The sequence below is a fragment of the Vibrio sp. M250220 genome (assembly GCF_036533795.1).
Taxonomy (GTDB): Bacteria; Pseudomonadota; Gammaproteobacteria; order Enterobacterales; family Vibrionaceae; genus Vibrio.
The window spans coordinates 1-21,182 of record NZ_JATABI010000003.1 but is presented as its reverse complement, the minus strand read 5'-3'; the positions used below and the strand labels follow the sequence as shown (position 1 = coordinate 21,182).

17 protein-coding genes and 2 pseudogenes are annotated in these 21,182 nt (G+C 44.1%); 17 read left to right on the top strand and 2 right to left on the bottom strand.

The genetic code is table 11. The features are described 5' to 3' along the window. From csdE to QTN94_RS01680, 11 genes are all read left to right on the top strand, one after another. Complete coding sequence (gene csdE / locus QTN94_RS01730; RefSeq protein ID WP_331416534.1) at positions 1-429, top strand: cysteine desulfurase sulfur acceptor subunit CsdE; 429 nt, start codon at positions 1-3, stop codon at positions 427-429. A gap of 170 nt (positions 430-599) precedes the next feature. Next, the gene (locus tag QTN94_RS01725) at positions 600-1,727 is read left to right on the top strand and encodes a bifunctional tRNA (adenosine(37)-C2)-methyltransferase TrmG/ribosomal RNA large subunit methyltransferase RlmN (RefSeq protein ID WP_331416535.1); all 1,128 of its coding nucleotides are present in this window, start codon (positions 600-602) and stop codon (positions 1,725-1,727) included. 326 nt (positions 1,728-2,053) lie between these two features. Beyond that, positions 2,054-3,028 carry a cytoskeleton protein RodZ gene (gene rodZ / locus QTN94_RS01720; protein ID WP_331416536.1) on the top strand — a complete coding sequence of 325 codons (975 nt, stop codon included), beginning with the start codon at positions 2,054-2,056 and terminating at the stop codon, positions 3,026-3,028. A gap of 8 nt (positions 3,029-3,036) precedes the next feature. Further along, positions 3,037-4,155: a flavodoxin-dependent (E)-4-hydroxy-3-methylbut-2-enyl-diphosphate synthase gene (gene ispG, locus QTN94_RS01715; RefSeq protein WP_138970494.1), complete on the top strand. Its 1,119-nt coding sequence runs from the start codon at positions 3,037-3,039 to the stop codon at positions 4,153-4,155. Between the two features lie 45 nt (positions 4,156-4,200). Next, positions 4,201-5,469 (top strand): histidine--tRNA ligase, encoded by a 1,269-nt coding sequence (gene hisS / locus QTN94_RS01710; protein WP_269377615.1) that lies wholly within the window; start codon positions 4,201-4,203, stop codon positions 5,467-5,469. A gap of 67 nt (positions 5,470-5,536) precedes the next feature. Continuing rightward, positions 5,537-6,151 (top strand): YfgM family protein, encoded by a 615-nt coding sequence (locus QTN94_RS01705; protein ID WP_331426653.1) that lies wholly within the window; start codon positions 5,537-5,539, stop codon positions 6,149-6,151. Positions 6,152-6,160: 9 nt separating this feature from the next. Then, the gene (bamB, locus tag QTN94_RS01700) at positions 6,161-7,321 is read left to right on the top strand and encodes an outer membrane protein assembly factor BamB (protein ID WP_331426652.1); all 1,161 of its coding nucleotides are present in this window, start codon (positions 6,161-6,163) and stop codon (positions 7,319-7,321) included. A gap of 168 nt (positions 7,322-7,489) precedes the next feature. Next, positions 7,490-8,974 carry a ribosome biogenesis GTPase Der gene (gene der, locus QTN94_RS01695; RefSeq protein WP_331426651.1) on the top strand — a complete coding sequence of 495 codons (1,485 nt, stop codon included), beginning with the start codon at positions 7,490-7,492 and terminating at the stop codon, positions 8,972-8,974. Positions 8,975-9,054: 80 nt separating this feature from the next. Beyond that, the gene (locus QTN94_RS01690; protein WP_331426650.1) at positions 9,055-9,921 is read left to right on the top strand and encodes an alanyl-tRNA editing protein; all 867 of its coding nucleotides are present in this window, start codon (positions 9,055-9,057) and stop codon (positions 9,919-9,921) included. Between the two features lie 273 nt (positions 9,922-10,194). Continuing rightward, on the top strand, positions 10,195-11,199 hold the full coding sequence (locus QTN94_RS01685; RefSeq protein WP_331426649.1) for a sensor domain-containing diguanylate cyclase: 1,005 nt from the start codon (positions 10,195-10,197) through the stop codon (positions 11,197-11,199). Between the two features lie 73 nt (positions 11,200-11,272). Beyond that, a complete protein-coding gene (locus QTN94_RS01680) occupies positions 11,273-11,494 on the top strand; it encodes a zinc ribbon domain-containing protein (RefSeq protein ID WP_331426648.1) in 222 nt (73 codons plus the stop codon). On the opposite strand, the gene xseA is transcribed toward QTN94_RS01680, so the two are convergent. Beyond that, positions 11,487-12,818: an exodeoxyribonuclease VII large subunit gene (xseA, locus tag QTN94_RS01675; RefSeq protein WP_331426647.1), complete on the bottom strand. Its 1,332-nt coding sequence runs from the start codon at positions 12,816-12,818 to the stop codon at positions 11,487-11,489. The genes QTN94_RS01680 and xseA overlap by 8 nt on opposite strands. Positions 12,819-13,049: 231 nt before the next feature. On the opposite strand from xseA, the gene guaB reads away from it, so the two are divergent. The 6 genes and pseudogenes from guaB to QTN94_RS01645 all read left to right on the top strand — a co-directional run bounded on the left by guaB (position 13,050) and on the right by QTN94_RS01645 (position 21,046). Continuing rightward, a complete protein-coding gene (gene guaB, locus QTN94_RS01670; RefSeq protein WP_269377607.1) occupies positions 13,050-14,513 on the top strand; it encodes an IMP dehydrogenase in 1,464 nt (487 codons plus the stop codon). Positions 14,514-14,679: 166 nt separating this feature from the next. Next, positions 14,680-16,233: a glutamine-hydrolyzing GMP synthase gene (guaA, locus tag QTN94_RS01665; RefSeq protein ID WP_269377606.1), complete on the top strand. Its 1,554-nt coding sequence runs from the start codon at positions 14,680-14,682 to the stop codon at positions 16,231-16,233. 169 nt (positions 16,234-16,402) lie between these two features. Further along, positions 16,403-17,046: pseudogene (locus QTN94_RS01660) on the top strand (tyrosine-type recombinase/integrase); the annotation flags it as partial. Between the two features lie 23 nt (positions 17,047-17,069). Next, the gene (locus QTN94_RS01655; protein ID WP_331426646.1) at positions 17,070-17,459 is read left to right on the top strand and encodes a transposase; all 390 of its coding nucleotides are present in this window, start codon (positions 17,070-17,072) and stop codon (positions 17,457-17,459) included. 195 nt (positions 17,460-17,654) lie between these two features. After that, positions 17,655-18,551, top strand: a complete 897-nt coding sequence (locus QTN94_RS01650) for a HamA C-terminal domain-containing protein (protein WP_331426644.1) — start codon at positions 17,655-17,657, stop codon at positions 18,549-18,551. Further along, positions 18,548-21,046: a DEAD/DEAH box helicase gene (locus QTN94_RS01645; RefSeq protein ID WP_331426643.1), complete on the top strand. Its 2,499-nt coding sequence runs from the start codon at positions 18,548-18,550 to the stop codon at positions 21,044-21,046. Before QTN94_RS01650 ends, QTN94_RS01645 begins: the two co-directional genes overlap by 4 nt. Positions 21,047-21,048: 2 nt before the next feature. Here the strand turns inward: QTN94_RS01645 and QTN94_RS01640 are convergent. Beyond that, a pseudogene (locus QTN94_RS01640) lies at positions 21,049-21,182 on the bottom strand (IS630 family transposase); the annotation flags it as partial.

The window sequence follows — 21,182 nt, the reverse complement described above, 5'->3', positions numbered from 1 at the left end:
ATGTCGTCGTTTCCTCAATCTCCGTTTGGCCACGATATTAGCGTTGAAGATATCATTGCGACTATGCAAGGTTTCAAAGGCTGGGAAGACCGTTATCGCCAGGTTATCCAGTGGGGTAAAAAACTACCTCAGATGCCTGAAGAGCTAAAATCGCAACATGTGACGGTGGCAGGTTGTGAGAGTCAGGTTTGGTTGGTTCACGAACAGCTAGAAGACAAGTGGTATTTCTGTGCTGACTCTGATGCACGCATTGTTCGAGGTCTGATTGCACTGGTGCTGGCTGCATTCGATGGCAAAACCACTCAGGAGATCGCGAGCTTTGATACTGATGGCTATTTCGAACAGCTAGGTCTGATTGCACACCTGAGCCCTTCCAGAGGTAATGGTCTTAAAGCGATTGTTGAGAAGATAAAGCAAGTCGCCCAATAATTTTCTCCTATTCAGCCTGTCAAAAAGGCGGACTGATTATTGCTGTTTAAAATTTAATCATTGCGATATTAACGCCTTAATAAATACGTGGCTTTACAATGCTTGTTGTCGCTGCGTAAAGGCTGTACAATTCGCGCCCTTATTTAATGTTCCGTCGCTTGAGAGGCCACATGACCACTGAAAAAATCAATCTACTCGACTTTGATCGTCAAGGTATGCGTAAGTTTTTTGCTGACCAGCTCGGTGAAAAAGCATTCCGTGCAGATCAAGTAATGAAGTGGATCTACCATTTCGGTGTTGATAACTTCGAAGACATGACCAACATTAACAAGAAGTTACGTGAGAAACTTGAGCTTCGTTGTGAGATTAAAGCTCCAACCGTGGCGGAAGCACAACACTCTTCTGATGGCACGATTAAGTGGGCTATGAAGGTGGGTGATCAAGACGTTGAAACGGTATACATCCCAGAAGATGACCGTGCAACGCTTTGTGTTTCATCTCAGGTAGGCTGTGCGTTAGAGTGTAAGTTCTGTTCAACGGCGCAACAAGGCTTTAACCGTAACCTAAAAGTGTCTGAGATTATTGGTCAGGTTTGGCGTGCTGCACGTGAAATCGGTCTACAGAAAGAGACTGGTCGTCGCCCAATTACTAACGTCGTTATGATGGGGATGGGTGAACCGCTACTGAACATGAAAAACCTGATCCCAGCACTTGAGATCATGCTAGATGATCTAGGTTTCGGTCTTTCAAAGCGTCGCGTTACTGTGTCCACTTCAGGTGTGGTTTCTGGTCTTGATCAGATGACGGGTAAAATTGACGTTGCTTTAGCGATCTCGCTGCATGCACCAAATGATAAGCTTCGCAGTGAAATCATGCCGATCAATGACCGTTGGGACATTCAGGACTTTTTGGCATCTGTACGTCGCTACATTGCGTCTTCAAACGCTAACCGCGGCAAGGTAACCGTTGAGTATGTGTTACTTGACCATGTTAATGATGACATGGACCACGCACGTGAGTTGGCAGAGCTACTCAAAGACACGCCTTGTAAAATCAACCTGATTCCGTTTAACCCGTATCCAGGTTCACCATACAAGAAGCCAAGCAACTCTCGTATCGACCGCTTCCAGAAAACGTTGATGCAGTACGAACACACAGTCACGGTACGTAAAACACGTGGCGACGATATTGATGCAGCATGTGGTCAGTTGGTGGGTGATGTCATTGACCGTACTAAACGTACTGCGATCAACAAAGCTGCAAAAGGTGAGACCATCGAAATTAAAGCGGTTTCATAATCACGTGTAAGAATTTACTAAAGCCAGAGCCTCGCTCTGGCTTTTTTGTTACATCGTGTAGCGATATTTATGTCAAAATAACGAAAAACCTTGAGCTGCTTGTAAAATATGCACTTTCTCTGTGTTGTTTCATCTATGATATCTATTAGAATTAAAGGTTAACGCTTTCGGGGTATTCCCCTGTTTATTGAGTGGAGCGTAACTTTTTATTAAATGAGGCTTTGACCTCGAATTATTTCAGGGCTTGGTTATCTCGCATTCAACGAAAAATAAATAATTAAGATGCGAATTAGCAAGGCACTAACGAGAAGAGAATTATTACCATCATGACTGCTGAACAACAAACTCCAGCTAGCGAAGAGCAAGTAGAAAAAGTACAAGCGGGTACGCTATTAAAGAACAAACGTGAGCAACTTGGTTTATCGCAAAAGCAAATTGCCGACCGTCTCCGTCTCCGTCTTTCAGTCATTGAGAATATTGAAAACAACAACTTTGCTTCTGATCAGGTTGCGACCTTTACTCGCGGTTATCTACGTTCTTACGCTAAAGCGGTAGGAATTGAAGAATCCGTCGTCCTTTGCGCATTGGACGGGTGTGAAGAAACTAAGCCAGAACCTCAGGAGATGAAGAGCTTTTCACGAAAAACCAAACGTGAAGCCCATGACAGCCGTATTATGACCCTTACTTGGGGGATCTTTGCGGTCATTATTGGTATCTCTTCCGTTTGGTGGTGGCAAAACCAAGAAACGACCATGCTCGACTTAACCAGCCAAACAGAGCAGGAAATTGAGCTTGAACAGCAGACTGCTAACCAAGAGCTCGACTTTACCACTTTAGAAAGTGCGCAGCCGCAACCAGAGGTTGCGCTCGATGCTAATGCCGATGACGTGCCAGAAGTGGAACCCGTGTTAGAACAACCAGATTCTCAAGCGCCTCTAGAGACAGAAATTGTCCCAGAAGTTGCAAAACAAGCTCAGCCTGAAAAACAGCTAGAGCAAAACGTTAATACTACGGAAGCAGAGCCTGTGTCTGAGTCAGTTCAATCGACGCAATCCGACACGGTTGTTAATCTGCTCAAACTCACTTTCTCAGATGATTGCTGGATCCAGGTTAAGGACTCTTCAGGTAAAACATTATCGACTGGTGTGAAAAAAGCAGGGCAGACGCTCGAATTAAGTGGCAATTTGCCATATAGCGTCATTTTAGGTGCCCCTGAAAACGTTTCAATGACATTAGCGAGTGAACCTGTCGACCTTTCTGGGTATACTTCAGGCAAAGTAGCAAGATTCAACTTACCTTAGAAATTACTATGCAATACGAATCTCCGATCAAACGTCGTCCATCGACTCGTATCTACGTGGGCGATGTACCTATTGGTGACGGTGCACCAATCGCAGTACAGTCAATGACCAACACCCGAACAACAGACGTTGAAGCGACTGTTGCTCAAATCCGTGCTTTGGAAAATGTCGGTGCAGACATAGTGCGAGTTTCTGTACCAACTATGGATGCAGCCGAAGCATTTAAACTGATCAAACAACAGGTCAATGTCCCACTTGTCGCGGATATTCACTTTGATTACCGAATCGCACTTAAAGTTGCTGAGTACGGTGTTGACTGTTTACGCATTAACCCAGGCAACATAGGCAACGAAGAACGCATTCGTTCAGTTGTCGATTGTGCTCGCGACAAAAATATTCCTATTCGTATTGGTGTTAATGGTGGCTCTCTGGAAAAAGATATCCAGATGAAATATGGCGAACCAACGCCAGAAGCCCTAGTTGAATCAGCAATGCGTCATGTCGATATTCTAGACCGTCTCAACTTTGACCAATTTAAAGTCAGTGTAAAAGCGTCGGATGTCTTCTTAGCTGTCGATTCGTACCGACTACTGGCGAAGAAAATTGATCAGCCGCTGCACTTAGGTATTACCGAAGCGGGTGGTGCTCGTGCTGGCGCGGTTAAATCTTCTGTTGGTCTTGGTATGTTATTAGCGGAAGGGATTGGCGATACGCTGCGCATCTCTTTAGCGGCTAACCCAGTTGAAGAGATCAAGGTTGGTTTCGATATTCTGAAATCACTGCGTATTCGTTCACGCGGTATCAACTTTATTGCGTGTCCGAGCTGCTCTCGTCAAGAATTTGATGTCATTGGTACGGTCAACGCACTCGAAGAACGCTTAGAAGATATTATTACACCGATGGATGTTTCGATTATCGGTTGTGTCGTTAACGGTCCGGGTGAAGCTGAAGTGTCGCATCTAGGATTAGCAGGAAGCAACAAGAAGAGTGCTTTCTACGAAGACGGCAAACGTCAAAAAGAGCGTTTTGATAACAATGATCTCGTTGCGCAACTTGAAGCGAAGATTCGTGCCAAGGCTGCGATTCTTGACGAGAAACAACGTATCGACATTAAAGTACAAGATTAATCTCAACCTAGATTACGCTAAGTAATTAACCTAACGGTAGATATTGTGGCAAAGAAAATCCAAGCAATTCGAGGCATGAACGATTGCCTTCCAACTCAATCACCACTGTGGCAAAAACTTGAAAACACAGTGAAAAACGTAATCAGCGCATACGGTTACAATGAAGTGCGCATGCCAATCGTTGAGATGACCCATCTATTTAGCCGTGCAATCGGTGAAGTAACCGATGTGGTTGAAAAAGAGATGTACACTTTTGAAGACCGCAATGGCGATAGCCTGACTCTACGTCCAGAAGGCACTGCGGGTTGTGTACGTTCTTGCATTGAAAACAGCCTGATTGATCGCTCAGAGCAGCGTTTGTGGTACATGGGACCGATGTTCCGTCATGAGCGCCCACAGAAAGGTCGCTACCGTCAGTTCCACCAGTGTGGTGTTGAGGTATTTGGTCTAGATGGCCCTGATGTTGATGCTGAACTTATTATGATGACAGCGCGCTTATGGCGTGAGCTGGGTATCGATAAGCATGTACGTCTTGAGCTTAACTCTATTGGCTCGCTGGATGATCGTGCGAACTACCGTACCGCACTGATTGCTTTCTTAGAGCAGCATCTTGATGTTCTTGATGATGATTGTAAGCGTCGTATGCATACCAATCCACTACGTGTTTTGGATACAAAGAATCCAGATGTACAGGCGATTCTTGGCGATGCACCTCGCCTTTCTGATTATCTAGGTGAAGAGTCTAAAGAACATTTTGCAGGACTTTGTGAACTTCTTGACGCTGCTGGTATCGAATACACAGTTAACGAACGCTTAGTTCGTGGTTTGGATTACTACAACCGCACTGTATTTGAATGGATCACTGAGAGCCTAGGTGCACAAGGCACCGTTTGTGGTGGTGGTCGTTATGATGGTCTGGTTGAACAGTTAGGCGGTAAAGCAACACCTGCTGTTGGCTTCGCTATGGGTCTAGAGCGTCTAGTATTGATGCTTGAAACTTTGGAATTAACTGAAGTTCGTCGTAGCGTTGACGTTTACATGGTCACAGCGGGTGAAGGCACTATGATGGCGGGTATGAAGCTAGCGGAAACATTGCGTGAGCAGGTACCAGGTCTACGTGTTATGAACCACTTTGGTGGTGGTAACTTCAAGAAGCAGTTCAAGCGTGCGGATAAAGTCGGCGCAGCGGTCGCATTGGTTCTTGGTGAAAACGAAGTTGCGGATAACACAGTTGTACTGAAAGATCTGATTGGTGGTACACAAGATACATACAGCCAAGCAGACGTTATCGCAAAACTATCTGAGCTAGTTTAAACAATTTATCTATTCTCAAAAGTGGTGATGAGTATCGCCACTTTTTTAAGATGTAAGAGGACAGGAAGTGGAACTCTACGATACTGAAGAACAACAAGTAGAAGCGATCAAAGATTGGTGGAAAGAGAACGGCAAAGCAGTCATTTTGGGTGCGGTTGTTGGTCTGGGCGGTCTGTTTGGTTGGCGTTACTATCAAGACTCTGTAACAGCCGCTCAAGAAGCCGCGTCTGAAAGCTACACCAAAGCGGTACAATCATTAGCAGAAAAAGGCGCATCAGCAGAAGGCGATATTCAAGCTTTCATTGATGCCAACAAAGAGACTGAATACTCAGTGCTTGCTGCGTTACAACTGGCTAAAGTTCAAGTTGAAGCGGGTAATCTGGATGAAGCGTTGGCTCAACTAGAGTGGGCGAAGTCTGCAACCAAAGATGCAGCAGTATCTGCGGTACTTAACTACCGTCTTGCGCGTGTTAAAGCGGAGCAAGGTGAGTTTGATTCCGCTATCGCAGAACTCGCCAACATCACTGACCAAAGTTGGGCAGGTCGTGTTGCTGAGTTGAAAGGCGACATCTTGTTGCGTAAAGGCGATACACAAGCAGCGTATTCTGCATACACAGAAGCGCAGCAATCTGGTGACGCTAGCCAGGCTCTACAAATGAAACTGGATGACCTAGCCAAGTAAGGGCGTAGCATGAAGAATATGCTTAAAAAGGCGCTTGCAACGGCAATGTTTGTTGGCGTACTGGCGGGCTGTGCTAGTGAAGAAGACACCATTATCATGGCGCCAGTTCCTCAAGTGGACAGCGAGTTCACACCTAAATCTGAGTGGAGTAATTCAGTCAGTGGTGGTGTAGGGCAATACTACTCAAAGCTGACTCCTGAATATGCTTACGACAAAGTGTTTGTCGCGGGTCGTGATGGCGTGGTTAAAGCACTTGATCCTGAAAGTGGTAAAACACTTTGGGAAGCCAATGTTGAAGCTGATGTGTCGGCTCGATTGTCTGGTGGTATTACGGCAGCGTACAGTCAAATTTTCGTCGGTAGCGAAAATGGGCGTCTATTCGCCTTCAACGAAGAAACGGGTGAGTTAAATTGGCAAGCTGACGTTGATGGTGAAGTGCTCGCTGCACCAGCAACGGATAGCAACCTTGTTATTGTCCATACCAACAAGGGCATCTTGCAGGCACTGGATCAAGTGACCGGTGAAGTAAAATGGACCATCAGTACAGAGGTTCCAAGTCTGACTTTACGTGGTAACAGTGCACCTGTGACTGCCTCTGGTGGTGTGTTCTGGGGTACGGCTAATGGTCGATTGGCCGCCGCTATTGTCGAACGTGGACAACTCATTTGGCAGCAGCCAATTGGTATGCCACAAGGTGCGACAGAAATCGATCGTCTAGTCGACGTTGATGCATCTCCATTAATTTTAGGCAGTACACTGTACATTGTTGGCTATAACGGTCAGTTGACGGCCATCGATCTACGATCGGGTAAAGCGGCGTGGAAGCGCAACTACTCATCCTCAACTGACTTAGTGAGTGACGGTAGCCGTTTGTTTGTTGTGACCGACCAAGACCACATTGTGGCGGTTGATGCTCGTAGTGGCACGGAGTTGTGGTCAAACGAGCAATTAGAGCATCGTTTGGTAACAGCACCAGTCATGATTAATCAGTACGTTGTTGTTGGTGACAGCGAAGGTTACTTATATTGGATTGATCGCAGTAGCGGCGAGTTTGTCTCGATGCAGCAAGTCAACAGTAGTGGCTTTGCCGTTGCTCCAATTGCGGTTCCCGGTGGTTACGTAGCTGTGACTCGCAATGGCGATGTAAAGAAACTGACGATCAACGAGTAATCGTGTGATATAATTCACATTCGGCTCCTAGCTGGTAACAGTTGGGAGCCGTTTGTTTGTTTTAGATACCCATAGTTTGATGTGGTTATAGGTAAAGGTCTCACGACGTGATTTCTGCTGAGTCGTTACCTATAACTACATAAAGTAAAGAATATTGTAGAGGTTGTTATGGTACCTGTTGTTGCTCTGGTAGGGCGTCCAAACGTTGGCAAATCAACGTTGTTTAACCGATTGACTCGTACACGCGACGCATTGGTTGCGGATTTCCCTGGCTTAACTCGTGACCGTAAATATGGCCAAGCTAAGCTTGGTGAACACGAATTTATCGTTATTGATACCGGTGGTATTGATGGCACAGAAGAAGGTGTTGAAACCAAAATGGCTCAACAGTCACTGGCGGCAATCGATGAGGCAGACGTTGTACTGTTTATGGTCGATGGTCGTGCTGGTTTGACTGCTGCTGACCAAGCTATTGCTTCACACCTACGTAAAATTGAAAAGCCATCAATGCTGGTTGTAAACAAGGTTGATGGTATCGACGCTGATGCGGCAAGTGCAGAATTTTGGCAGCTTGGCGTAGAAAACATGTATCAAATCGCTGCGGCACACGGCCGAGGCGTAACGGCACTTATCGATCTAGCTCTTAACCCATTCGCAGAGCAACTTCTTGAAGAAGCAAAAGGTGAGATTGAAGATCTGACCGAGTTTGTCGATGAAGACGAGAAGCTCGACTACAGCGAAGAAGAGGCGGAAGAAGAGTTCAAGCGTCTTCAAGATCAGCCAATCAAACTGGCCATTATCGGTCGTCCAAACGTAGGTAAATCGACACTGACAAACCGAATTTTGGGTGAAGAACGCGTTGTTGTTTACGATATGCCAGGAACGACTCGTGACTCTATCTACATTCCGATGGAACGTGATGGTCGCGAATACGTATTGATTGATACCGCGGGTGTTCGTCGTCGTACTCGTATTAACGAAACGGTCGAAAAGTTCTCGGTAGTAAAAACACTCAAAGCAGTAGAAGACGCGAACGTTGTTATGCTGGTTATCGATGCGCGTGAGAACATCTCAGATCAAGACCTTAGCTTACTTGGCTTTGCGCTGAATGCTGGTCGTTCTATCGTTATCGCTGTCAACAAGTGGGACGGCCTAGATATGGACGTCAAAGAGCAGGTCAAGAAAGAGCTCGATCGTCGTCTTGGCTTTGTTGATTTTGCCCGTATTCACTTTATTTCAGCGCTTCACGGCACAGGTGTTGGCCACCTATTTGAATCCGTGCAAGAAGCGTACAAATCGGCTACGACTCGTGTCGGTACCTCTGTTCTGACTCGTATCATGAAGATGGCAACGGATGATCACCAGCCACCAATGGTTCGTGGTCGTCGTGTGAAGCTGAAATACGCTCACGCAGGTGGTTACAACCCTCCAATCGTGGTTATCCATGGTAACCAGGTTAATGAGTTACCAGATTCGTACAAGCGTTACTTGATGAACTATTACCGTAAGTCACTGGAAGTTATGGGTACACCAATTCGTATTCAGTTCCAGAACAGTGATAACCCGTTCGAAGGCAAATCGAACAAGATGACACTGTCTCAAGAGCGTAAACGTAAGCGCTTGATGAGCATGATGAAAAATCGTAAAAACTGATCTTGATGAGAAAGATCAGATTGTCGAGTTAAATGAAAAGCGCCGCATTCGTTCCGGCGCTTTTTTTATAGGAATAAACGATGCAAGTTACCCCCACGATTACCCAATTCTGCCACGGAATCTGGCAGTTAGACGCAGACATTCAACTGCTACAGCGTGGTAGTGAATATCTTTACGTTGTAACGGATAAAACGCCCTTTCACCCTGTTAGCCACATTTGGCCGGATCATCCGGCAGATAAAGGGACACTGAACCAGCTCCCCGTTCTTGATTGCCAAGTTGGTGCGGTAGAACTGGCAACGGGTGAGTTATATGTTGGGCATGAGATTCCAGTCAAGCGTGACGAATCCGGTTGGTGTTTTGTCGTCGTACACTGTTTAGCAGCAGATTGTTCTGCATTGCAGCTAGGAGAGCGAGTAACTCTTGCTGTAGACAAGGCTTACCAAGGTTCGCTAAGTCGTGGACATAGCGCGGGTCATTTATCTTACTTAGCGTTGAACAAAGTGTTAACGGAGCAAGGTTATTGGAGAAAAGACGCTGACCGCAAAGACCCTCATGGCCATTACGATTTTAACAGCTATGCTCAGGTCACCAGCTTTGTTACTCCTGATCAATGCTTAGATACCTATCGACTAGGTAAAACGTTACGTAAACGTGGCCTGAACAGCGCAGATATGCTGAGTAATCTTGAGCAAATTCAACAACAGGTGAATCACATTTTGTTGCAGTGGATCGAACTTGGTTCAGAGGTCAAAGTAGAGTGTCATGGTGAAGCATTGACCGATTCGCGTTACTGGCAGTGCGATCTCCATCAGGGGGAAATAGCGGTAATCCCTTGCGGTGGCAGCCATGTAAACTCATTGACTGAATACGCTGCTATTGAAGTGCGCTTAACTCAGATAGATGAGCAAAACATTGAAATGCACACCAGTGTAAAGCCATCATAGTAGTAAATGATCTTTTTATTAAATCCTGTTTGGTTTGGATTTTGATTCATACTTGGATTTAAATCCTGTTTAAAATTGAAATGCAGCATATGTAACTTATGCTTTCGGTATGTGGTTATATAAATATTCTTTTTAGGGTAGATCGCTGATCAAAATGGATTTTGCCGATGATCTGTACAAGATCATCTAAGCGTGTTCCAGTTCAGATAATTTCATATGTGTATATGATATTCTCCTCATATAACTATATTAAAAAAGAATAAGGCACGCGAAATGAACACGTACAGCCTGCTCGATGCTCACCGGGCAGTGAATCGTTTGTTGCAGCAGTTAGCTTTAGGAATGGACAAGTCTCGACTAAATGAAGCCGTTATCGCATTGTCGGAACAATTATTTGGTCGAAGGCTCGCGTCTATTTTGCGACATATTGACGGACACTTGTATTTAGAATACGCCCCACATTTGCCTGAGTTTTATAATCAAGCGATTGAAGGGGTTGCCATCGGACCTCAAGTCGGCTCTTGTGGTGCAGCCGCGGCAACGGGAAAACCGGTTGTCGTCTCGGATATAAATCAGCATGAAAACTGGCGGCCCTATACGGCTTTAACTCAGCAAGCGAATCTGCATGCCTGTTGGTCTGTACCGATCATTGCATCTGATAGTAGCGTGCTTGGTACATTTGCCATTTACAGCGAAAAACCGTCCTCCCCAACCACAGAAGAACTCGAAATACTTGAGATGGTCGCTTCGTTATATGCGGTTGCACTGGAAAAGTATCAGTTGGAAGAGCAACTGCACTTTCACGCAAGCCGTGACCCTCTAACACGCTGTTTCAACCGTAGAATGTTGCAATTAGAAGTGCAAAATACATTGTTGAATGATGAAAATCGCAACTTGCTGTTTGCCTGCTTTTTTATCGATATTGATAGCTTCAAATATATCAATGATCGCTTTGGTCATGATGTTGGGGATAGTGTGTTGATCGAAGTTGCCGAAGTACTCAAGCAACAGTTTCAGCTTCGTTCGGTGCTAGGGCGCTATGGAGGAGACGAATTTGTTGGCTTCTGTTGCTTCGAAAGCTTGTCCGATTTGGAAGACTTCTCTGGCTGTTTAGAACGTGCCTTTAATGGTATGCGACTCATTGATGGCTATCAGGTCAAAGTCAGTGTCGGCTATAGCTACAGTCATACGCCAAATAGTGATTCGATTGAAGGGATAATTCGACGTGCGGACCAGTCAATGTATCAGGTTAAGCACGCAAAGCGCAGTCTATACTGATTAAGATCATTGCTGGTAGATGATGAAGCGAATGATACTGATGGAAAGATATTGTTAGATCAAAGAGAGTGCTATGACTGAAAATCAATGCCCTAGCTGTAATGCTGAACTGCAGTGGGATGGACAATATGAGTGCCAGAGCTGCCAAGTCAGCTACAAGAAAATAGGCTACTGCCCAGATTGTGACGCGGAACTTGAGAAGCTTCAGGCGTGTGGAGCAGCCAACTATTTTTGTAACAGCTGTAATGAGTTAAAGTCTAAATCGAAAGTAACATTTGAGTTTGTTGCTAATTGACTGTTGAACAAACTTCGCCATCAGATAAGCGGGTGACCAAGATGTCACCTGTCTTTACGTCTGTGGCTCGAACTACCACATTGCCCTGTTCTGTTTGGGTAATGGAATAACCGCGCTTTAACGTTGCTAGAGGGCTAACGGTGTCAAGTTTTTCAGCCGCCAGTGCCAGTTGATGACGTGTGTTAAGCAACTTTCTATCCATCGCATCCAACAGTTTCTGTTCGAGTCTTTGCAATGTCCCTTTCTGTTCAGATAGACGCTTGAAAGGGGAGTTGAGAGCAACTCTGTGTTGCAGACGCTCGACTTTTTGCTGGCGAACTGAAATATAGTGCTGCATCGCGCGGTGCAGTTTCACTTCTAGCTCATCAAGTTGCTGGCTTTGGCGCTGCAACTGATAGCTTGGATGCTGTCTTTCCAAACGGTGTACAAGTGAGATGGTGCACCGTTTTTGTTCATTGATGTAGTGGCGCATCGCAGCAACAAGCTTGTGTTGACGGCCAATGAGAGCTTGATCTTTATGGCTATTATCACGACTGACTAGCTCAGCGGCAGCAGACGGTGTCGGTGCACGCATATCCGCGACGAAATCGGCGATCGTCACATCGATTTCATGACCAACCGCACTGATAATTGGGATCTGACTGGCCGCGATCGTGCGGGCGAGAATCTCGTTGTTAAAGCACCATAGATCCTCTAATGAACCGCCTCCACGACCGACGATCAGAACATCACACTCATTGCGGCTATTCGCACAACCAATCGCTTGAGCGATTTGGATAGCGGCTTCTTCTCCCTGAACCATAGTAGGGTAGATGACCACGGGTAATGAAGGATCACGGCGTTTGAGTACGTCAAGAATATCAAACAGGGCTGCGCCAGTTTTAGAAGTGATGACACCCACGCGTTTAGGATGTTCGGGTAAAGGGCGTTTGTTGCTCTGAGCAAACAAACCTTCACTTGCGAGTTTAAGTTTCAACTCTTCGAATTGTTGTTGGAGTCGACCATCGCCTTCTGGCTGCATACTCTCGATAATTAACTGGTAGTCGCCGCGAGGTTCATAGAGAGATAGACGAGCTTTGACCAGTACTTGGTTGCCATTTTGTGGTTTAAAGGTGACGTGGCGATTGTTACCACGAAACATGGCACATTTGACTTGAGCGCGAGAGTCTTTAAGGGTCAGGTACCAGTGACCTGAAACGGGAGCAGAGAAGTTAGAAATCTCACCAACTAACCAAACAATACCCATCTCATTTTCAAGCAAAAGTCGCACTTCAGCATTGAGGCGAGAGACGGTAAAGATGTTTTGATTGGTCAGAGAAGACACAGCTAATCTCGTAGACGTGAGTATGGAAATTAGCGGCAATATAATACATATCAAGGGGGTAAATGCAAATAAAAAATAGAAAAATGTGTAGCCAAGCGATTTCCTAAGCCGTATAATCCGTCCGCAATATCTAATCCAAATGCAGTGGAGTTTCCCAAGCTTGCTGCCCTCATTATGCGAAACGATGAGACCGGATTGTTTTTTTACTCCTCTAATTGTGAGATATTGCAAATGCTAAGAATTGCCAAAGAAGCGCTGACATTCGATGACGTACTACTTGTGCCAGCACACTCCACCGTTCTCCCAAACACAGCTGATCTTCGCACTCAGTTGACGAAAAATATCACTCTAAATATTCCGATGATTTCTGCGTCTATGGATACCGTGACGGAAGCTCGTCTCGCTATCGCTCTTGCGCAGGAAGGTGGCATTGGCTTTATCCACAAGAACATGTCTATCGAGAAACAAGCTGAGATGGTTCATCAGGTTAAGATTTACGAAGCGGGTGTGGTTTCTCATCCAGTCACCGTAAGTCCTGATGCGACGATTGCAGATGTTGTGGCTCTGACAGAAAAGCATGGTTTTGCAGGTTTCCCAGTGGTAACCGATAACAACGAACTCGTTGGTATTATCACTGGTCGTGACGTTCGCTTTGTAACAGACCTTTCTAAGAAAGTAGATGTTGTCATGACGCCTAAAGAGCGTTTGGCAGCCGTTAAAGAAGGTGCAACTCGTGAAGAAGTTCAAGAGAAAATGCACAAAGCACGTGTAGAGAAAGTACTGGTTGTGAACGATGAGTTCCAACTAAAAGGTATGATCACAGCAAAAGACTTCCATAAAGCAGAACGTAAGCCAAATGCATGTAAAGATGCACAAGGTCGTCTCCGTGTTGGTGCAGCCGTTGGTGCAGGCGCTGGTAACGAAGAGCGTGTTGCAGCACTTGTTGAAGCTGGCGTTGACGTTCTATTAATCGACTCTTCTCACGGTCACTCTGAAGGTGTTCTTAACCGTATCCGCGAAACTCGCGCAGCATACCCTGACCTAGACATCATTGGTGGTAACGTTGCAACTGGTGCTGGTGCTAAAGCACTGATCGACGCGGGTGTAAGTGCAGTTAAAGTTGGTATCGGCCCAGGTTCAATCTGTACGACTCGTATCGTAACGGGTGTTGGTGTTCCTCAAGTAACAGCAATTGCAGATGCTGCAGAAGTTGCGAACCAGTACGGTATTCCAGTTATCGCTGATGGTGGTATCCGTTTCTCTGGTGATATCTGTAAAGCAATCGTTGCGGGTGCATCTTGCGTTATGGTTGGTTCGATGTTCGCGGGTACAGAAGAAGCACCAGGTGAAGTCATTCTATACAATGGCCGTTCATACAAAGCTTACCGTGGCATGGGTTCTCTTGGTGCCATGTCGCAAGGCTCATCAGATCGTTACTTCCAGTCTGACAATGCAGCAGACAAGCTTGTACCTGAAGGTATCGAAGGCCGTATTGCTTACAAAGGTCGCCTAAAAGAGATCGTACACCAGCAAATGGGTGGTCTACGTTCAAGCATGGGTCTAACAGGTAGCGCGACTATCGAAGACTTACGTACGAAAGCTGAATTCGTTCGTATTTCTGGCGCTGGCATGAAAGAGTCTCATGTACACGACGTTCAAATTACTAAGGAAGCACCAAACTACCGTCTAGGTTAATCCTCACTGGTTATTTCACTAACTTAATGGCACTCAACAGCCCTTATCAGTGAGATAACCAGCTGAAATATAGCCTAACGAAAACGGTTGCTTTTCCTTGAAGCATTAAGAAGAGGCGAGTACACTCGCCTGCATTTTAATCACTTAGCTTATAAGACTGCTCAAAATGACTAAAAATATTCATGACCAACGTATTCTGATCTTGGACTTCGGTTCTCAGTACACTCAACTAGTAGCTCGCCGCGTACGTGAAATCGGCGTTTACTGTGAACTTTGGAGCTGGGATGTTGAAGAAGCGGATATTCGTGAATTCAATCCAGACGGTATCATTCTATCTGGTGGCCCAGAAAGCGTAACAGAAGCAAACTCACCACGCGCGCCACAGTACGTATTTGACTCAGGTGTTCCAGTTTTAGGTGTATGTTACGGCATGCAAACTATGGCTGAGCAGCTAGGTGGTAAAGTAGCTGGCTCAACTGAACGTGAGTTCGGTTACGCGCAAGTAAAAGTATCTGGTGACTCAGCTATCTTCAAAGATCTTGAAGCGACTCAAGATGTTTGGATGAGCCACGGCGACAAAGTTGTAGAAATTCCAGCAGACTTCGTGAAAGTTGGCGAAACGGATACTTGTCCTTACGCTGCAATGGCAAACGAAGAGAAGAAATACTACGGTGTTCAGTTCCACCCAGAAGTCACTCACACGAAAGGTGGCTTACAGATGCTAGAGAACTTTGTTCTTGGCGTATGTGGTTGTGAGCGTCTATGGACTTCAGAATCTATCATTGAAGACGCAGTTGCTCGTATCAAAGAACAAGTTGGTGATGACGAAGTGATTCTTGGCCTATCTGGTGGTGTGGACTCTTCTGTTGTTGCTATGCTGGTTCACCGTGCTATTGGTGACAAACTAACATGTGTATTTGTTGATAACGGTCTACTTCGTCTTAACGAAGGTCAGCAAGTAATGGACATGTTTGGCGATAAATTTGGCCTAAACATCATTAAAGTAGATGCTGAAGATCGCTTCCTAAAAGCGTTAGAAGGCAAATCTGATCCGGAAGATAAGCGTAAGACTATCGGTCATGTATTTGTTGACGTATTCGATGAAGAATCGAAGAAGCTGAAGAATGCTAAATGGCTTGCTCAGGGTACGATCTACCCAGACGTTATCGAGTCAGCGGCATCTAAGACTGGTAAAGCACATGTAATCAAATCTCACCATAACGTTGGCGGCCTGCCAGAAGATATGGAAATGGGTCTTGTTGAACCACTACGTGAGCTGTTTAAAGACGAAGTACGTAAGATTGGTTTAGAACTTGGTCTGCCATACAATATGCTTTACCGTCACCCATTCCCAGGGCCGGGTTTAGGTGTTCGTGTTCTTGGTGAAATTAAGAAAGAGTACTGTGACTTACTACGTCGTGCGGACGCTATCTTCATTGAAGAACTGCACGCTGCTGATCTTTACAACAAAGTTTCTCAGGCGTTCACGGTATTCCTTCCAGTACGCTCTGTTGGTGTAATGGGCGACGGTCGTAAGTACGATTGGGTTGTATCACTACGTGCTGTAGAGACAATCGACTTTATGACTGCTCACTGGGCGCATCTACCATACGACTTCTTAGGTAAGGTTTCTAACCGCATTATCAACGAAGTTGATGGTATTTCACGTGTTGTTTACGATATTTCAGGTAAGCCACCAGCGACAATCGAGTGGGAATAATGCTCCTTTAAGAAGGGTCTGGCACTAACTGGCACTAAATCATACCTAAGTCCGCGTAATAGCGGACTTTTTTTGTTTTTGGCTTAGTCATTTTTGGCAATGTCTGGCAACGCCAAGCACGGTTTGATCGTGGTATTTTGATGGGTATGATTCATCGGTAATGCCATGGATTACGCCCGATACCAAGCTACGCAATTTCAAACCCAAAGATAAACTATACAAAGTCAATGACCGTGATGGCCTCTATGTTGCTGTCACTACCGCAGGCTCTATCTCTTTTCGCTACAACTACTCGATCAATGGCAGACAAGAAACTATTACCTTTGGTCGTTACGGAGTAGGAGGCATCACGTTAGCTGAAGCGCGTGAGCGTCTCAATGAAGCGAAGCGAATGGTTACTGATGGAAAGTCACCGGCTAAAGAGAAAGCACGTGCGAAGGCGAGAACGAAAGATGCTGAAACCTTTGGTACCTGGGCTCAGAAATGGCTGCGTGGCTATCAGATGGCCGATTCTACCCGGGATATGCGTCGCTCAGTCTATACCCGAGAACTTAAAGATAAATTTGGCAATCAGAAGCTGACAGAAATCACTCATGAAGATCTGTGAGCATTGACTGACGCAATAGTAGAGCGTGGAGCGCCCTGGAAAAGGTAGGAACCACGCCTACGATTCGTGCTTCGGTAAAGTTGCTGTTGTTGACTATGGTGCGCAAAAGCGAGTTAACCAATGCAACTTGGAGTGAAATTAACTTTAGCGAAGCGTTGTGGACAATCCCCAAGGAGAGAATGAAACGATTGAGGAAGAGATTGATCTAGCTATTAGATCAGACCCTACCATGAATAAAAATCATCAACTATTACAAAGCATCGTTGGTGTTGGTAAGGTCATGTCTCGCGAACTTGTTTACTTATTCAGTGCTAAACAGTTTTCTAGTGCAAAGCAGGCCGCAGCTTTTGTTGGGCTCATCCCTAGACTAAATGAATCGGGAAACCTCAAAGGTAGGACTACCTTGAGTAAGGTTGGCCCATCAAGAGTTCGTGCTAAATTGTTCTTGGCGGCGGTAAGTGCTAGCACCCACAACCCTGATATTAAAGAGCAGAAACGAAGGTTGCTGGCAGCAGGTAAAACCAAAATGCAAGCGCTTGGAGCGGCAATGAGAAAACTTATTCAGATTTGCTTTGGGATACTCAAAACGCAGACTGAATATCAGCCCCAAACGAGCTAGAACTATGCTTGCTGATTAAGTTGAGAGATGGTATCTACAAACGCTAACTAGAGTTGGAACTATGCGTATTTCTAATTCAAAAGTTATCAACGTCACAAATACAATTAGTTAGCTAAAAACAATTAATACCTACAATAAATACGGGTGTATTATGATGATTATTTCATAATACTATCTGGAGCATCTTAATAGCCCATGGAGCCCGTATTAAAACCTCAACTATCCAATGCAGATGAAATAAAGAGTATTCTAAAAGAGTTACCAACAACTTTTTGTCTAGAAGATGGCCGTCAGGTGAACACGTTACTTGTTTACCTTCCTTGTCACGAAGATGGAAAAGCTAGCTTGTCTGAGTTTTTTGAATGTATCAAAAATGGCATCCTACAAAACTATGTTTTTACATGTACGGAAATTGAAAGAAAGCTTGGTAAAAGCAGTGATACTGCGATGGACGAACTCTTTAACAAAGCTTTAAGAAAAATAAGTAAACATACAGCCCAAGGAGAGCTTGGTGAGCTAATTTTGTTCACATTACTTGACGTTTACTTATCAGCTCCAAAGATACTCAGTAAGGTATCGATGAAAGATAGAGCAACTATGCCTGTATTTGGGGCAGACGCCGTTCACGCTCAAATGGTTGATGGGAGCTTTAGAGTTTACTTAGGTGAATCGAAACTTTACCAAAAGTTCAAGGCTGCGGCAGCAAGTGCAGCCTCCTCAATCGAAAGTGCAAAAGAAAAGTTTGGGGATGAGTTTGATCTCATTGAAAGCCATATGGACTTCCCTAATTTAGACGATGAACTTGAGGAAAGAATACTAGATGCTCTTAACCCTTATACATCATCCGATAGTATTCAGCATATTCACTCTCCTTGCTTCATCGGCTTTACTCAGCCAGACATTATTTTTCAAAACGATTCCGACTACATTGGTTCATATGAGAAAGTAGCTAATGAGTACATCAACGACTTTTTTGGAAAAGTACAGAATAAGGGCCTTGATGTTAATGAAGTTACACTATTAATGTTGCCATTTACTTGTGTAAGCAAGCTGGTCGAAGAATTTATTGCTTACACAGGAATATATAAATGAATACGTTAGCAGATAAGGTAAACATAAAGATTTCTTCACACCCTGAGTTTAGTAAGGATAAAGAAACCTTATTCAATGTTTACGTGGGTTATCTTTTAGGAAACGAAATAGAGCTTGATAGGAACTTCGTAAAAAGAATAGTTTCTGTGATTCAATACTTTGGGAAGTCTACCGAACAAGACACAAGGAGAGAGGCCGCTATTTTTCTGGCTATGCTACTTGATGTATCGGGAGAGCTGTACCCTGAGTTAGTACCCATTGCTAAAAGCATGTTTATTGATTCAGGGGATTTTCCGAATATTTCTCTTCTAGAGCACCGTTATCCAGATGTAAAGATGGATTTAGGGTTTTATAACAACGCTAGGTTTGAGTTTAAGAAAAATCTCAACTCGGTTAAAGAACTTGACTTCCCATTGACCGATTTTCAAAGAATGTTGTGGGAGAATCTAGAGTCTGACGAGGATGTCCTCACTATCGCTCCTACTTCAGCCGGTAAGACTCATATAATATTGACATACTTAGTTAGAGAGGTATCTGAAAGCTCCAACGGTTCTTTCGCTGCAATTGTAGTCCCAACTAGGGCACTCATTTCTGAAGTGTCTGGAAAAGTTTACGAAATAGCTAAAGGCTTTGGACAACACGAAAATATCGAAATTTGCACAGTTCCACGAGATGACAAAGAATTTAGCGATAAAACGGTCTTTGTTATGACACAAGAACGACTCTACGAGCTAATCCAGCGAGGAGACCTAAGCTTTAACTATTTATTCATAGATGAAGCTCATAACATTTCAGATAAAAGCCGAGGTGTACTTCTCCACTTGACCTTAGAGAAACTGCTTGAAGACAGTTTTCCTCAAATCATTATTAGTATGCCTTCGGAAAGCTACAAGAACGCCTTTAGTTCAGTGTTTAGCGATATTGAGTTCCACAAGGAGATAACAAGGCACTCGCCTGTCGCAAAGATAATAATGTCAGTAAAATTGGTTGGTAGAAACATAGAGATATCGAGTAAAAACCTAAACCATACTGTAACTATACCAAAGGCTTTTACAGGGGTTAAGCTAGCCGACATAGTCTTAAGGCTTGGTAAAGGACAAAGTAACATAATCTACAGAAATAAAACTAATTACTGTGAAGATACTGCAAGGGACATAGCTGAGCGCATCGATGAATTTAATGTTACAGATAACCTCGAAGAAGCGGCCGATTACATTGAAAAGTTCATCCATGAAGAATTTAGTCTGGCAAATAACCTAAGAAAGGGAGTAGCTTTCCATTACGGCCCTCTACCAAGCTCTGTTAGAGTAATGATAGAGAATCTAGCGAAAGATGGAGAAGTTAACTTTATTGCATGTACTAGTACGTTAGCCGAGGGTGTAAACCTACCAGCTAAAAACTTATTCTTACAAAACCCAATACAGACCGTTGTTGGAAAACCATCTGAACGCTTAGAAGATGTAAAGCTCAACAACATCACAGGCCGTGCAGGTCGAATGCTGGAACACTTCTCAGGAAATATCTTTCTCATTGATCCTGAAAGCTGGACATTCAAAGATTACTTTGAAGACGATGAAGACGAAGAAAACAAACTACCTACATACTATAAAACCCTTAACACAGAGCTCACTGGAGTATTACATGCTCTGTCTGGTACATATCCCCACGATGAGTCTGATCAATATAGGTTTTATACCATTGCAAACAAGCTCATTAGAGAGTTCTCTAATGATGGACTAGAAAGCACCTTAGGCTCGAAAGAATTATCTTTACAAGATGATGATGTTGAGTTGCTATTGAAATCAGTAAATAAAGCTTACAGGTCGCTAAGAGTAGCACCGTTTACATTAGAAGCTAATCCAACTGTCGGTTATATCCAACAAAATAAATTGTTTAGCTTCTTAGATAGTATTGAAGACTTCAATGATTGGATACTACCACATCCCAAGTCTCCTGATTTATATGAAGTACTACTTAGAGTAGCTTTTAAACTAAATGAACTTGGTGTGTATATTAATAGTGATGAATATACAATCAATTATATTTGTGTCATTTCATCTAAATGGGTTTCAGGAAAAAGCCTTAAAGAAATTATAACAGAACAGATTGCATGGGATAAAGATAATACCGATTCTAGCAATGTTAACAAGTCTGTAAGGAACGTTATTAAGGTTATAAATAATGATATAAGGTTTAGGCTTAGAAATGCTTTAAGCTGCTATCATTTGCTACTCACTAATAAAATGAATCAGAAAGGTATTGACAAGACAAGTGTAAAATTACATACCTATCTGGAGATCGGTGCTTGTGATGAGAATATGGTTAACCTTATCAATATGGGGCTCTCAAGAGAAGCGGCAAACGAGATAGAAGAGTTGTTAGGAAACACCTCAAGGATAGAAACAATATACCAGTTATTAGAGATGCTCGATTCTAAACCTCTTAATAGCCTCCATCCAGTAACTAAGAGAGAGATAAGAATGCTAAATAGCTGATCCTAATTATGCTTCACTTTTTGTACTCCATGACCACCGCTGGGAAACGATGAAATGTTATCCATAAAGTTTCGAACCCGTTTTAATAGTTGCCACATTGCTTTGCATTGATGATTCCGAGTTACTGTTTCATGTA